The following is a 13967-nucleotide window of genomic DNA, read 5'->3' as shown; positions in this document are numbered from 1 at the left end:
GACCCTCTCTAGCTCTCGTAGGTGTAGACGCCGCGGCCGGTCTTCCGGCCCATCCAGCCCGCGTCCACGTACTGACGCAGCAGGGGGCAGGGGCGGTACTTGGTGTCGGCCAGGCCGCCGTGGAGCACCTCCATGATGGCCAGGCAGGTGTCCAGGCCGATGAAGTCGGCCAGGGTGAGCGGGCCCATGGGCTGGTTGGTGCCCAGCTTCATGCCAGCGTCGATGTCCTCGGCCGTCGCGACCCCCTCGTAGAGGGCGTAGAAGGCCTCGTTGATCATCGGCATCAGGACCCGGTTCACGATGAAGCCCGGGTAGTCCTTGGAGAGGACGACCGTCTTGCCGACCTTCTCGGCGAGCTGGCGGGTCGCCTCCCAGGTGGCGTCCGAGGTGGCGATGCCGCGGATGACCTCGACCAGCTTCATCAGGGGCACGGGGTTCATGAAGTGCATCCCGATGACCTGCTCCGGGCGCTTCGTCGCGTTCGCCAGGCGGGTGATCGAGATGGACGAGGTGTTCGAGGCCAGGATGGCGTGGGCCGGGAGGATGCCGTCGAGCTTGGCGAAGACCTCCTTCTTCACGGCCTCGTTCTCGACGATGGCCTCGACGACGAAGTCGCAGCCCTCGAAGGCGCCCAGATCGGTGCTCCCGCTGATCCGACCGAGGATGGCGTCCTTCTCGGCCGCCTCGATCTTCTCCTTCTTGATGAGGCGGTCGAGGCTCCCCGCGATGGTGGCCAGGCCCTTCTCGACGAAGGCGTCCTCCAGATCCACCAGCTTCACCGTCAGACCGGCCTGGGCGGCCACCTGGGCGATGCCCGCTCCCATCTGACCGGCACCAAGGACTCCGAGGTTCTTGACCTCCATCGCACGCCTCCTTCGTTGGTTACGTCGGGGATGAAGGGGGACACATATCCCCCTTGGGGTCCTCTGTCAGCCACCGCCTCGGACGGTGGCCGAAAGGGAGTTTGATGCCCTGTCGGGCGTCGGGGCGACGGCTATGAGCTACGAGCTATGAGCTGTGAGCAACCGGGTCGCCGGGGGTGAAAAGGGAGGCCCGAGAGCCCCTCTTCACAGCCGTCAGCCTATTCGCTCGAAGCTCGCAGCTCGTAGCTCGAAGCCCGCGAGCCTACTCGTCGCCGCCCTCGTCGCCCCCACGCCGCCGCTTCACGTCGCTCTTCACGTCGGTCTCGAGCTTCCCCTCCTCGTTCCGTCGGAACGCGATGGTCGCGTTCACGTCCACGGTGACGTTGGTGAGGACCTTCGAGAGCTCACCCGAGATGTTGGCGTGCTCCAGGAAGCGGCGGAACTCCTCGGCGATCATCCGGAAGAGCTCGGAGCGCGCCTTCTCGGTCTGGGAGAGGACGCCGGAGACGGCCTCGCGGGGCAGCTTCATCTCCGAGAGGACGCTGCGGATGCCCTCCTCGGTGAGGAAGAGCGCCCCCACGCCGGCCAGGGCCAGCTTCTTCACGGCCTCGGGCACGTAGCCCTCGAGGCGCCGGCGGAGCGGCTCGTCGAGGATCTCTTCGTCGTCGTCGTCGCGGGGGGGGATGGGATCGACCATGGGTCGAGGAATAGCCCTTCCCGGCGGGCCGGTCGAGAACCGGGACCCTCTTCAGCGCAGCGTGAGCTCCAGCACCAGCGCCGGCCGGTTGCTGGCGTGGCCCGCCGCGTCCTCGATCTGGACCGCCACCTCGATCCGCATTCCGTCGCGCAGCTCGCTCAGCTCCAGCCCCAGATCCACCGGGAGGGTCCCCTCGGTGGTCCCCGCGGTCATCCCCCCGGCCCGCAGCAGCGCGTCGAGGGGCTCCCGGTCGCCCAGGAGCTGGCCGTCCAGGAAGCGCTGGAGGGCGCCGCCCATCAGGTCCCCGTCCGGGTCGACCAGGTCGACCTCCAGCTCCAGCAGGAAGGGGTCCGAGCTGGACTGGCAGGCCGCGTCACCGTTCCGGCAGCGCAGCTCGTCCAGCGCGGGCGCGTGCGGACCGGGCCCGCAGGCGCCCGCCGCGAGGAGGAGCCCGATCGGGAGGATCCGGGGGAGCAGCCCGACCCTCCGCATCGTCAGGGGCTCATGCGCAGGGTGGGCGCGGCCGTCTCGGTCTCCCCCACCGCCGCGAGGCTGACCTGGTGGGCGACCTCGCGGGCCACCTGCAGGAAGGTCTGGGAGATCTCGGACTCGGGATCGGCCATCACCACCGGCTTGCCCCGGTCGCCGCCCTCCCGCACCGCGGGCTGGATCGGGATGGCGCCCAGGAAGGGCACGGAGAGCTTCTTGGCGGCCTCGCGGGCGCCGCCGTGATCGAAGATCTCGGTGCGCTCGTTGCAGTGGCTGCAGAGGAAGAAGCTCATGTTCTCCACCAGGCCCAGGACCGGGATCTGGACCCGGTCCATCATCCCCTTGGCGCGGATCACGTCGAGGAGCGCCACGTCCTGGGGGGTGCTGACCAGCACCGAGCCCGCCGCGCGGACCTGCTGGGCGATGGTCAGCTGCACGTCGCCGGTGCCCGGGGGCAGGTCGACGACCAGGTAGTCCAGCTCGCCCCAGCGCACGTCCCGGAGGAACTGCACGACCGCCTGGTTGAGCATCGGGCCGCGCCAGATCATGGCCTGGTCGGACTCCACCAGGAAGCCGATGGACATGACCTTCAGGCCGTCGACCTCGATGGGCTCGAGGTGCTTGCCGTCCTTGCTGGTGGGCTGGGCGTCGGAGACACCGAGCATCATCGGGACCGAGGGGCCGTAGACGTCGGCGTCCATCAGGCCCACCGAGGCGCCGAGCTGCTTCAGTGCCACGGCCAGGTTCACGGCGACGGTGGACTTGCCCACGCCGCCCTTCCCGGAGCCGACCAGGATGATGTTCTTCACCCCGGGGGCCACCGGCTCGGCGCCCGCCGTGCCGGGGCCGGCGCTGCTGGGCACGGTGGCCGAGAGCGCGACCTCGACGGTGGCGACGCCCTCCAGGGCCGCCACGGCGCCCTCGGCCGAGGCCTTGAGCTGGTCGCGGATCGGGCAGGCCGGGGTCGTCAGCTGGAGGGTGAAGGCGACCTTGTCGCCCTCCACCTTCAGGTCCTGCACGAAGCCGAGGCTGACGATGTCGCGGTGGAGGTCGGGGTCCTCGACGCTCTTGAGGGCCTCGAGGATCTGGTCGGGGGTCGGCGTGGCCATTGGAAACTCCTCTTCCTTCGGTGCGGGCGCGTGGGGCCGGCGCGAATCGGGCGCGCATCATGCGACCGCGCATCGGCCCCGTCAAACCCCGCGGAAGGGGGCCCTCGGCAGATCCCGGGGGCGCCCCGGCCGTAGTGGATGGAAGCAAGCCACCGGGGCCTGGTACGCTCGACCCTCCTTCGGGCGCATCCGGCCGTGCTCTCCAACCGTAGCGCCCACGAAAGGGGGACCTCATGCGCGTGCTCCTGGTCGGTCCCGACCTCGAGGCCAACGTCTCGCTGGGCTACCTGGCGGCCTCCCTCCAGCAGGCGGGCCACGAGGCCCTCCAGGCGGCCTTCAACGGCCCCGCCGACGCCGCCCGGGTCCTGGGCCTGGCGCGGGGCGCCGATCTGGTCGGCCTCTCCCTCTCCTTCCAGGTCCGGGCCCCGCAGTTCTTCGCCCTGGCCGAGGCCTTGAAGGCCGAGGATCCCGCGCGGCCGGTGATCGCCGGCGGGCACTTCGCCACCTGCGCCGCCGAGGCGATCCTCCGGGACGTCCCGGCCCTCGATCTGATCCTCCTCCACGAGGCCGAGGACAGCCTGGTCGAGCTGGCCGGCCTGGGCGCCGGGCTGCTGCGCCGCGCCCCGGAGGTGCCGGGCCTGGTCCACCGGGAGGGCGAGCACCTGCGCCGGAGCGCGCCCCGCCCCGTCCGCCGCGAGCTCGAGTCCCTCCCCTTCCCCGATCGCGCCGGCCCCGCCCGCCTCCTGGCCGGCGTCCCGACCGCCTACCTGATGGGGGCCCGGGGCTGCGTGAGGGCCTGCGACTACTGCTGCATCGCCACCCTCCACCGCCAGGTCGAGGGGCCGCGCTTCCGCCGCCGGGAGCCCGAGGACATCGCCCGGGAGATGGCCTTCCTCCACGCCCGCGGCGTCCGGCAGTTCGTCTTTCACGACGACAACTTCCTGGTGCCCAACCCGAAGAACAACCGCGAGCGCCTCGGCCGGCTGGCCGACGCCATCGACGGCCACGGGCTCGAGGGGATCGGGATCGTGATGAAGGCGGGGCCCCGGGACGTCGACCGCCCGGCCCTGGAGCAGCTCCTGGAGATGGGCCTGCTGCGCATCTTCCTGGGGATCGAGTCCTCCAGCCAGCGCGGGATGGACTCCATCGGCCGGCGCCAGACCCCCGAGGAGGCCGAAGGAGCCGTCGCCCTCTGCGAGGCGCTGGAGCTCTCCTCCCAGTACACGATGATCATCTTCCACCCCGACGCGACGATCGAGAGCATGCTCTCGGACCTCGCCTTCGTGGAGCGCCACCCGGCCCACCCCCTGAACTACTGCCGGGCCGAGCTCTACGCCGGGACCCCCCTCGAGGCGCGGATGATCGCCGAGGGGCGCGCCCAGGGCAGCTACCTCGCCCGCACCTACCGCTACGCCGACCCCCGGGTGGCCCGGGTCTGGGAGAAGGGCAAGGACCTCTTCGCCGGGCGCTGCTGGGGCAAGGACGACCTGCTCGGGCAGGTCATCCGCCTCGACCACCAGGCGGCCGTCCTGCGCCACTTCTACGGGGGCCGGAAGGCCCGCCGCACGGCCGGCGACTTCGCCCGCTTCGAGATCGACCTGAACCTGGAGACCGCCGCCTACTTCCGGGAGCTGGTGCTCCTCTGCGGCGAGGCTCCCTCCGACGACGATCCCGCCCTCGCCCGGGGCCTGGCCGAGCTCTCCCGGCGCGAGCTCTCCAGCCGGCGCGTGCAGCTCGAGCGGCTCTGCGAGCTGCGGGCCCGGATCGACGGCCTGACCTCCCCGGTGATCGACCTGGCCGTGGGCGAGGCCCTGCCCCCGGAGGGCCTGGCCTCCCGCCTGGCCCGCCTCCCCCGCCACGCCGCCGCGGTGCTGGTGGCCGCGGGGCTGGCGAGCGCCACGGCCTGCAGCGGGCGCTCGAAGGTGGACCACGGGGTGGCCGAGGCCGCGCCGCCCCCCTACGACGAGGTCTACGACGGACCGCCGCCGGCCCCGCAGGACCCGCCGCCGCAGGCCCACGAGGACACCTCGGTGATCCACGACGGCAACGCCTACGGACCGCCGAGCGACGCCGAGGCCCGCAGCGCGGGCGCCTCGACCCCGGCGCTGGCGCCCGCCCCCGCCCGGCCGGCGAAGCAGAAGGAGCGGGTGCGCCGGGTCGACGGCGTCGCCGAGGCCGCCCCGCCCCCCTTCGACGAGATCGAGGTGCTCCGCCGCCAGGACGGGGTGGCCGAGGCGGCGCCGCCCCCCTTCGACGACGAGCTCATCCGGCTCCAGGACGGCGTGGCCGAGGCTGCCCCGCCCCCCTTCGATCCGCCGCCGCCGCCGCCACCGCCGCCGGAGCGCCTGGGCACCGGTCAGCTCTACCTCTCGACCCGGCCCGAGGTGGACATCAGCGTGGACGGGGTGGAGCGAGGGCGAACCCCGGTCTACCTGGAGGACCTGAAGGTCGGCGAGCACACCGTCCGTCTCCACGACGAGGCGGCGGGCATCGACGAGACGCGCACGATCCGGATCGCCCGGGACCAGCGCACGACCCTCAAGCTCGAGCTGGAGGCCCCGAAGAAGAAGCGGCGGAAGAAGAAGGACTGATGGTCCTCCAGCCCCCTTTGACCGGAGGCGTCCGCGAGAGGAGACTCGCCGTGACCATGACCACCCTGCGCACGAAGCTCCCCCTCTTCCTCGCCCTCACCCTCCTCTTCGTCTCGGGATCGAGCGAGGCCGGCGAGCCCCTCGCGCAGGTGATCCTCGTCCAGGGGGAGGTGGAGCTGCAGCGCCCGGGGCAGGAGCCCCGGGCCCTCGCCGTGGGGACCCAGCTCGACGGGCGGGACGTCATCGTCACCGACTTCGAGTCCTTCGCCATCCTCCACCTGAAGAACGGTCACCTGGTCCGCATCGACGAGGAGCTGCGCCTGCGGGTGGACAAGATCGCGCTCCTCGGCACCACGCGAGAGGCCGCGCCCGCGGCGAGGCAGCTCGCCGCCCTCCTCTACCCCGAGGAGGAGCCCCTGCGCGCGGAGGCCCTCGCCAGCGCCGAGCGGACGGCCGGCTGGCACTCCCGGATCACGGCCGTGGAGACCGTCCCGGCGGCCCCGGCCTCGAAGGGGGCCCGCTCCAGCAAGAAGTCCCTCTCGGCGGCGAGGTCGGTCCCGATGAAGCCCCCGGCGCGCCCCGCCCCGAGCGCCTCCCCGGCGCCGCCCCCGCCCCCCCGGGAGGCCGCCGCGCTCGAGCGGGAAGAGGACTCGGCCCGCTCGATGGTCGGCGCGGCCGACGGCCTGGCCGGCGCGGCCCCGGCCGCCCTCGAGGCGCCGCCCGCCCCGCCGAAGACCGGCTCCGCCGACCTCTCCCTCTCCGAGGCCGACGACGCCCTCGAGGGCGCCCGGCTGCAGGCCACGGAGGCCCGCGGCGGAGCGCCCGCGCCCGCGCCCGCGCTGGAGAAGGCCAAGGCGAAGGAGGAGGCGAAGGCCAGCACCTCCGCCCCCCTCAACCGGCGGCAGCTCCTGCGGAACCAGGCCCTGCGCAAGTGTCTCTTCAAAGAGCTGCCGCCGCCGCGTAACGTGATGACCCTCCTCTTCAAGGTGAAGGACGGAAAGATCGTCCGCGCCCGGCTCGAGGGCGCCCGCCCCCTGCCCCTCTGCGCGCGGCCGCACCTGCTGGGCCAGGCCTGGAAGGGCAAGAAGGACAGCAAGGGCTGGATCACCCTGCGCCTGACCCGTCCGTGAGGCTCCTGAAGCAGCCCGCCTGGGTCGCCGCCCTGCTGGTCGCCCTCTGGGCGCTCGCCAGCGGACTGCGCCCGGCGCCGCTGGAGAGCCTCGAGCGCTGGAGCTACGACCTGCGGACGCGCCTGCGCGGCCCCCAGCCCTCCCGCGGCGAGGTGGTGGTGGTCGGCCTGGACGACGCCACCTCCGCCCGGGATCCCGAGCTCTTCACCCGGCGGGCCGGGCTGGCCCGCCTGATCGAGGCCCTGCGCGGGGCCGGGGCCAGCGTCATCGGTCTCGACCTCTTCCTCGCCGAGCCCGAGGCCCTCCTCGGGCCCGAGCTGGCCGCCGAGATCGAGGCGCTGCTGCGGGAGGAGCCGCCGCCCGGGAGCCCCGAGGGTGAGGCCCTCCCCTCCTGGCAGCTCCTGCGGAAGATCAGCGAGCTTCTCGCCGGGGACCGGATCCTCGCCGAGACCCTCTCCCGGCGGCGGGACGTGGTCCTCGCCCTCCACCTCGGCAACCGCGGCGGGCCGGAGGTCGACGGCCGGGCGCTGCGCCGCGGCACCTACGGCCAGTTCGCCCCCGGGACCGAGCCCTACCGCAACACGCCGCGGGCGCTGGCCTCGCTGCCCCTCTTCGCCCGGGAGGCCGCCGCCCTGGGCACCATCAACCTGCAGGAGGACCCCGACAAGATCGTCCGGACCCTGCCGGTGGTGAGCTTCCACCAGGACCGCCCCTTCGCGCCCCTCTCCCTCCAGGTCCTGGCGCGGCACGCGGGCTACGGCCGGGGGGGGCTCGCCTACACCGGGGGCCCGCCCACCATCGCCTGGGGCGAGGGGGGAGAGCTGATCCTGGAGCCCGGGCTCCGGGCCCTGCTCAACCTCCGGGGCCGCCAGGCCTTCCCCTTCCACTCCGCCGTCGACGTGGTCGAGGGGAAGCTCCCGGAGGGCGCCCTGCAGGGGAAGATGGTCCTGGTCGGCGTCACCTACCTCGGCCACGACGCCCTCCACACGCCCCTCGACGAGGTCCTGCCCGGCGTCTTCCTCCACGCCGAGGCCATCGACAACTTCCTGGCCGGCGACTTCCACCGGCGCAGCGCCCCCCTCACCGACGCCCTCCTCACTCTCCTCCTGGGCCTCGGGGTGGTCCTCCTCTTCCTGCCGGCCTGGAGCTTCGGTCCGGGCTGGCGCATCGGCGGGGCCCTCCTCCTGGCGGCGGGCCACGCCCTCGCCCTCTGGCTCCTCTTCCGCCACCAGGGCCTCTGGCTGGCCGCGGTGGGGCCCGGGCTGGCCCTCGTCTCGGCCCTGGGCGCCGGGCTCCTCCTGGGCTGGCTCCAGGAGGGCCAGCAGCGCCGCCAGCTGCGCCACACCTTCGCCCACTACCTCTCGCCGGCGGTGATCGAGCAGCTCATCCGGGACCCGGCGGCCCTGGCCCCCGGGGGCGCCCGTCAGGAGCTGACGGTGCTCTTCTCGGACATCCGCAGCTTCACCACGCTCTCGGAGAAGCACTCACCGGAGGAGGTCGTGGCCTTCCTGGGCCGCTATCTCGACCCGATGACCGGCGCGGTCCTCGGCGAGGGGGGGCTCCTCGACAAGTACATCGGCGACGCGATCATGGCGGTCTTCGGCGCGCCCGTGCACTCGCCCGATCACCCGGCCATGGCCCTCCGGGCGGCCCTGGCCATGCACGCCGCCCTCGAGGAGGTGCGGGCGGCCGAAGAGGGCGCCTTCGCCGACCTCGCCATCGGGATCGGGCTGAACACCGGCGAGATGGTCGTGGGCAACATGGGCTCGCGGGCCCGCTTCGACTACACGGTGGTGGGCGACGCGGTGAACCTCGCCGCGCGCCTCGAGGGGCTCACCAAGAACTACGGGGTCTTCTGCCTCTGCGGGGAGCAGACCCGGGCGGCCGCCCCCGGGGGCTTCGCCTTTCGGGAGGTCGACCGGGTCCGGGTGAAGGGCAAGGAGGAGCCGGTCTCGATCCACGAGCTCCTCGCCGGCCCCGACCGCCAGATCGCGAGCTACGCCGGGCTCGAGCGCTTCGAGGCCGCCCTCGCGGCCTGGCGGGAGGGCCGCTTCCCGGCCGCCCGGGAGGCCTTCACGGCCTTCGCGGCCGACAACCCCGGCGACGCGGTGGCGGCCCTCTACCTGGAGCGCCTCGCCAGCCTCGGGGACGAGGCGCCCGAGGGCTGGGATGGCGTCTTCACCTTCCTCGTGAAGTAATCACCGCAAACGGTCGATTCGCCAGTACTTTTCCTCGTAGACCAGCCCGATGGAGAGGCCGCCCCCGAGGGGGAAGGTGGCGCCCTCGCCCTCGACGAGGGGCTCGGCCCCGGAGGCCAGCGCCGCCTTCAGCCGGTCGATCAGGGCCTGCGCCTCGGAGCCCGCCTCCTCGTGATCCCGCCGGAGGGTCTCGACGCTGTAGCGGGCCCGGTGGTGGCCGGAGAGCAGGGCGTAGGCGTCCTCGAAGCTGCCCTCGGCGGCGGCCGCGGCGAAGGCCTCGAGGACCGCGCGGATCTCCCCGGCCGCGTCGGGGTCCGCCACGACCACCGGCGGAGGCCTCACCGGATCGTCCGGCACCACCCGGGGGTCCGGGCAGCAGGCGGGGCTCGCGGCGAGGGGCAGGAGCAGGCAGAGAGCGGCGAGGAGGCGTCGGGTCACGGGCTTCTCCAGAAGCAGGGCTAGCGGGGAGGCAGGATGCGATGGCAGGGCACCTCACGGGCCTTGCCCCGGATGGCGAGCGGGCCCCGGTCCTCGCTCTGCAGGTAGGGATCGGCCGCCCGGGCGATCTCCTCGGTGCAGAGGATCTCCCAGGGCTCGGCCCGATCCGCGAGGCGGGCGGCGAGGTTCACGGCGTCGCCGATGGCGCTGTACTCCCGCCGCCGGCGCGAGCCCACCTCCCCGGCCCAGACGCTGCCGGTGGCCAGGCCGAAGCGCACCTCCAGCCCCGAGAAGGGGGCCGTCCGCGGCCGGGTGGGCGCCAGGCCGGTGCGGATGACGCTGGCGGTCAGGGCCGCGTCCAGGACGTGGGTCTCGGCCCCCGCCGGGGGACCGAAGATCAGGATCATCTTGATCCCGGCCTCCGAGACGTCGGTCTTGCGCAGGGGGACGCCCACCGGCTCCAGCACCGCCGAGAGGGCCTCGGTGAGCTCCACCAGGGTGGGCAGGACCTCGGCGCCGCCGTGGAGGGGGACGCCCTGCACCCGCATGAAGAGGGCCGTGGCCGGGGCGTAGGTGGCCTCGATCCGCGGTGCCTCGGGCGCCGCCTGGATCAGCGGCAGCACCCCGGGGTCGACGAAGGGCTCGAGGATCGGCCCCGCCTCCTCCAGGTGCTGCTCCAGGAGCTCGCGCCAGTCGAAGGGCTCCCCGTGCGGGGGCAGAGGCTCGAGCTCCTCGACGACGTGGGCGTCGAAGCCCAGCCGGCGATCGTCCCCGCCGGGGCACGGCCGGGCCGCCAGCCCCTCTCCCGCCCGCTCCCGGGTGCGCTCCGAGATCAGCACCGAGCCGCGGGCGCAGGCCTGCTGCAGCCGCACCGCGGCCTCGACGGTGGGCCCTCCGATGACGACCTCGGCGCCGCCGCCGGTGCCCAGGAGGGCCTGGAAGACCGGGCCGGTGGCGATGCCCACCCGCAGCGCCAGGGGGAAGGTTCCCAGGGGGGTCTCCGCCTCGGCGCAGAGCGCCATCGCCTCCTGGATCTCCAGCCCGGCGGCGACGGCGTTGCGGGCGTGGTCGCCCTCCAGGAAGAGCAAGGTGAAGCCGTCACCGCCGAAGCCGATGAGCTCGCCCCCCCGCCGCAACCCCACGTCGTCGATGAGCATCTCGAAGTAGCGGTTGAGGATGTCGGCGAGGACGGTCGCGCCCTGCCGGCCCATCTCCCCGAGGGCCTCCGAGAGGCGGGTGAAGCCGGAGAAGTCGGCGACCAGGAGGCTGCCCTCGGCGACCTCGGCCCAGCTGCCCCGCCGGGAGGGATCCTCCAGGCGGATCCGCGCCATGTGGCCCGGCGCGTAGGAGACCAGCCTGCTCAGGTAGGCCCGGCTCGCCACGATCCCGCTCATCGCCCCGGAGGCTCGAGGAGCTCCACCGCCCAGAGCGCCCCCGGCGCCCGCGCGGCGAGGTGGGCCCAGTCGAGGAGGAAGGCGTCGCCCGGCAGCCACGCCTCGCGGAGCTCCATCCCGGGCAGCAGGCCCATGAGCCCGCTCGGCAGGGGCTCCCGGAAGTCCAGCTCGAACTCGCCGGCGATCCCCGCCCGGCGGCGCGCGGCGTCGACCGCCGACTCGAAGCCCCCCACCCGATCGATCAGCCGGTGCTCCTTCGCCCGCTCGGAGGTGAAGACCCGCCCCTGGGCCACGGCCTCCACCTCCTCGAGCTCGAGGCCGCGCCCGGCGGCGACCCGCTCCTTGAAGACCTGGTAGAGCTGCCCGACCTGGTGATCCAGGTGCGCCAGCTCCTCCTCGGTCGGCGCCCGCGAGGTGGTGCCCAGGGCGGCGAGGTCCCCGCGGGCCAGCAGCTCGCGCCGGAGCCCGAGGCGCTCGTAGACCCCGGAGAGATCGAAGAGGCTGGCGATGACCCCGATGGAGCCGGTGAGGCAGAGGGGCGCGGCGAGGATCTCGTGGGCGGCGGCGGCGATGTAGTAGCCGCCCGAGGCCGCGACGTTCTCCATCCAGGCGATCACCGGCTTCTTCTCCGCGGTGCGCTTCACCTCGTGCCAGATCAGATCCGAGGCGTGGGCCGAGCCCCCCCGGGAGTCGATCCGCAGGACGATCGCCTTCACCCGCTCGTCCTTGCGCAGCTCGGCCAGCGCCTCGGCCACCGTGCGATCGCCGACGGTGCGGCTGCCCCCGGGGAGGGGGCGGCTCTCGCCCTCGACGATCAGCCCCCGCAGGGAGAGCACGGCGACGTGGGGCCGGGCCGTGAGGATCGGCCGGAGGCGCAGCGGCCGCGTCTGGCTGGCGGCGAAGGCCGGCCAGGGCCGCAGCTTCGGCCGGGGCGCGCCCGCGCGCTCCAGGTGATCGGCGACCTCGTCGCCGTAGCAGATCCCGTCGATCAGCCCCTCGTCGAGGGCGTCGGCGGCGGTGTAGGGCCCGCGATCGATCCAGCTGGCGGCGACCTCGGCGTCCACGCCGCGGCCCTCCTGCAGGCGGGCCAGCGCGTGGGCGTGCCCGTCGTCGAGGAGCCCGTCGAGGGTCTCCCGGTAGGCCTCGGAGATCCCGTCCTCGGTCAGGACCTCCCCGGCGGCCTTGTGGGTGCCCCGGCGCACCACCACCGCCGAGGCACCGAGCTTCTCGAGGGCCCGGCGGGCGGTCGTGACCTCCAGGGCCGCGCCCTTCACCCCCACCCGGCCGGCGGGCGCGACCAGGATCCGGTCGGCGGCGAGGCCGAGGGCCAGCGCGGGCCCCTCGAGGGCGGCGGCCCAGACCACGACCTCCTTGCCCGAGGACTCCCGGAAGGCCCGCAGGGTCCCGGCCAGGGCGTGGGCCTTGGCCCGGCCGAGCTCCAGGGACTCGAGGCGCAGCACCACGCCCCGCGTCCCTCGCGCCCCGGCGACGGCCTCGAGGCGCTCGCCGAAGGTCTCGAGGTCGGGCTCCCACTCCGGGTTGCCGCGACGGGCGCCGAGGCGGCGCCGCACCAGCCCCTGACGGCGGTAGGGGGGATCACCGCCGAGGCGGAAGGCGACCCAGGCCACCTCCTCTCCCTTGAGCCCCCAGCCCTTGAGCAGGTTCTGGGTGCCGTGGAAGAGGATCTCCACGAGGTCGAAGAGGATGGCGAGGAGAATGCGCACGGCTTCGTTTCCGGGGGCGAGAGCAGCCACTATAGCCCGAGGATCTTCGCGAGGGGCGAGAGGATGCTGGCGTCAGACCCTCCGGCGGGGCGGCGTCGTGCGGCCGTTGACCCTGAAAGAACTCCACCGCTATCATCCACGTCGATGCGCGCGTTCCTCGCAAGCCTGCTCGTCGGCATGGCCCTCTCCTTCGCCGCTCCTGCGTTCGCGCAGGACGTGGGGCGTCCTCCCTCGACCAAGCTGCGCAGCTACGTCGACGAGAACGCCCCCAAGAAGAAGGAGGGGCTCAGCGCCCAGGCCTACCTGCTCATCACCGGTCTCGGCTGCCTCACCTTCCTCGGCCTCCTGGTGTGGTTCCGGGCCCAGACCCGCGAGCTCAACATCCCCGAGGACGAGCAGGCCCTGGCCTCCCAGGGCCAGGCGGGCGGCGGCTCCGGCCTCTCCCCGAAGGAGGCCATCTTCTCCGCCCTCAGGCGGGTCGATGGCTGGGCGACCTCGGGCCGGATCAGCATGTCCTCGGGCGTCGACTCCGGCACGGCCGAGTCGATGCTGCAGCAGCTGGTGCAGGAGGGCCGCATCAAGGCGGGCCGCGACAAACGAGGCCGTGTGCTCTACCGCGCGGACTAGGACATGAGCCACTCCCCCCTCCCGGGTCGTGAGGCTCGCTGCCCCAAGTGTGGCGGCGTCTTCACCGAGCAGAACCTCTGCACCTACTGCCACGCCGGCATCCGCTACAACGGGCGAGGCTTCTCCTTCCACTCGACCCCCATGCAGTGCCCGCGCTGCCCGGGCGAGCCCCTCTACGAGATCCACTACCGGCACCTGGCCCTCGACGTCTGCATCGCCTGCCAGGGCACCTGGTTCGATCTCGGAGAGCTGGAGAGCCTCCTCCAGAGCGCCCGGCAGGACGCCCGGGGCGGGGTCTTCGAGGCCGACGGCGCGGGCGCGCCCCTCGGGGCGACGCCGCCCGGGAGCCAGGCCGCCTACATCCGCTGCCCGAAGTGCGAGACCCTGATGAACCGCACCAACTGGGAGAAGCGCTCCGGCGTGATCGTCGACTGGTGCCGGGCGCACGGGATCTGGCTCGACGCCGGGGAGATCGCCCAGGTCCGCTCCTGGGCGGCCTCGACGCCGGACGGCCCGCCGCCCCCGGCGGTCGAGGCCCCCCGGCCCTCCCCCTCCACGGGGCTGGGCTCGCCGCTGGACCGGCCGCTCTCGAGCTGGGAGGCCAAGCGCCAGGGGCACCTGCACAGCCCGCTGGGGGTCTTCGTCCGCTTCCTCTTCGAGCTGTTCCGCTAAGGGGCCCCGGCAGCGCGCCGGGGCCGGGAAGGACG

12 protein-coding genes are annotated in these 13967 nt (G+C 73.6%); 5 read left to right on the top strand and 7 right to left on the bottom strand.

Annotation, left to right across the window (positions count from 1 at the left end; translation table 11 throughout):
• Positions 1–8: 8 nt before the first annotated feature.
• The 4 genes from P1V51_10375 to apbC form a co-directional block, all read right to left on the bottom strand.
• Positions 9–863 (bottom strand): 3-hydroxybutyryl-CoA dehydrogenase, encoded by an 855-nt coding sequence (locus P1V51_10375; protein ID MDF1563443.1) that lies wholly within the window; start codon positions 861–863, stop codon positions 9–11.
• Between the two features lie 262 nt (positions 864–1125).
• Positions 1126–1560 (bottom strand): hypothetical protein, encoded by a 435-nt coding sequence (locus P1V51_10370; GenBank protein ID MDF1563442.1) that lies wholly within the window; start codon positions 1558–1560, stop codon positions 1126–1128.
• Positions 1561–1611: 51 nt separating this feature from the next.
• Positions 1612–2052 (bottom strand): hypothetical protein, encoded by a 441-nt coding sequence (locus tag P1V51_10365; GenBank protein ID MDF1563441.1) that lies wholly within the window; start codon positions 2050–2052, stop codon positions 1612–1614.
• Between the two features lie 2 nt (positions 2053–2054).
• A complete protein-coding gene (apbC, locus tag P1V51_10360) occupies positions 2055–3158 on the bottom strand; it encodes an iron-sulfur cluster carrier protein ApbC (protein MDF1563440.1) in 1104 nt (367 codons plus the stop codon).
• 233 nt (positions 3159–3391) lie between these two features.
• On the opposite strand from apbC, the gene P1V51_10355 reads away from it, so the two are divergent.
• The 3 genes from P1V51_10355 to P1V51_10345 are packed head-to-tail and all read left to right on the top strand — an operon-like array spanning position 3392 to position 9077.
• On the top strand, positions 3392–5749 hold the full coding sequence (locus P1V51_10355) for a radical SAM protein (protein ID MDF1563439.1): 2358 nt from the start codon (positions 3392–3394) through the stop codon (positions 5747–5749).
• Between the two features lie 50 nt (positions 5750–5799).
• Complete coding sequence (locus P1V51_10350; protein ID MDF1563438.1) at positions 5800–6879, top strand: hypothetical protein; 1080 nt, start codon at positions 5800–5802, stop codon at positions 6877–6879.
• Positions 6876–9077: an adenylate/guanylate cyclase domain-containing protein gene (locus P1V51_10345; GenBank protein MDF1563437.1), complete on the top strand. Its 2202-nt coding sequence runs from the start codon at positions 6876–6878 to the stop codon at positions 9075–9077. The genes P1V51_10350 and P1V51_10345 overlap by 4 nt, the downstream gene beginning before the upstream one ends.
• Here P1V51_10345 and P1V51_10340 read toward each other — a convergent pair whose 3' ends face one another.
• Genes P1V51_10340 through sppA form a run of 3 tightly spaced genes read right to left on the bottom strand, consistent with a single transcriptional unit; the run spans position 9078 to position 12633 of the window.
• On the bottom strand, positions 9078–9515 hold the full coding sequence (locus P1V51_10340) for a hypothetical protein (protein ID MDF1563436.1): 438 nt from the start codon (positions 9513–9515) through the stop codon (positions 9078–9080).
• A gap of 20 nt (positions 9516–9535) precedes the next feature.
• Positions 9536–10909 (bottom strand): adenylate/guanylate cyclase domain-containing protein, encoded by a 1374-nt coding sequence (locus P1V51_10335; GenBank protein ID MDF1563435.1) that lies wholly within the window; start codon positions 10907–10909, stop codon positions 9536–9538.
• A complete protein-coding gene (sppA, locus tag P1V51_10330) occupies positions 10906–12633 on the bottom strand; it encodes a signal peptide peptidase SppA (GenBank protein MDF1563434.1) in 1728 nt (575 codons plus the stop codon). The genes P1V51_10335 and sppA overlap by 4 nt, the downstream gene beginning before the upstream one ends.
• Positions 12634–12777: 144 nt before the next feature.
• On the opposite strand from sppA, the gene P1V51_10325 reads away from it, so the two are divergent.
• Both P1V51_10325 and P1V51_10320 read left to right on the top strand, forming a co-directional pair.
• Positions 12778–13260: a hypothetical protein gene (locus P1V51_10325; protein ID MDF1563433.1), complete on the top strand. Its 483-nt coding sequence runs from the start codon at positions 12778–12780 to the stop codon at positions 13258–13260.
• 3 nt (positions 13261–13263) lie between these two features.
• Positions 13264–13932 (top strand): zf-TFIIB domain-containing protein, encoded by a 669-nt coding sequence (locus P1V51_10320; GenBank protein MDF1563432.1) that lies wholly within the window; start codon positions 13264–13266, stop codon positions 13930–13932.
• Positions 13933–13967: the final 35 nt, after the last annotated feature.

It is taken from the genome of Deltaproteobacteria bacterium, assembly GCA_029210625.1.
Classification (GTDB): domain Bacteria; phylum Myxococcota; class Myxococcia; order SLRQ01; family SLRQ01; genus JARGFU01.
The sequence above is the reverse complement of the archived record's forward strand: the minus strand, read 5'-3'. Positions and strand labels throughout refer to the sequence as shown.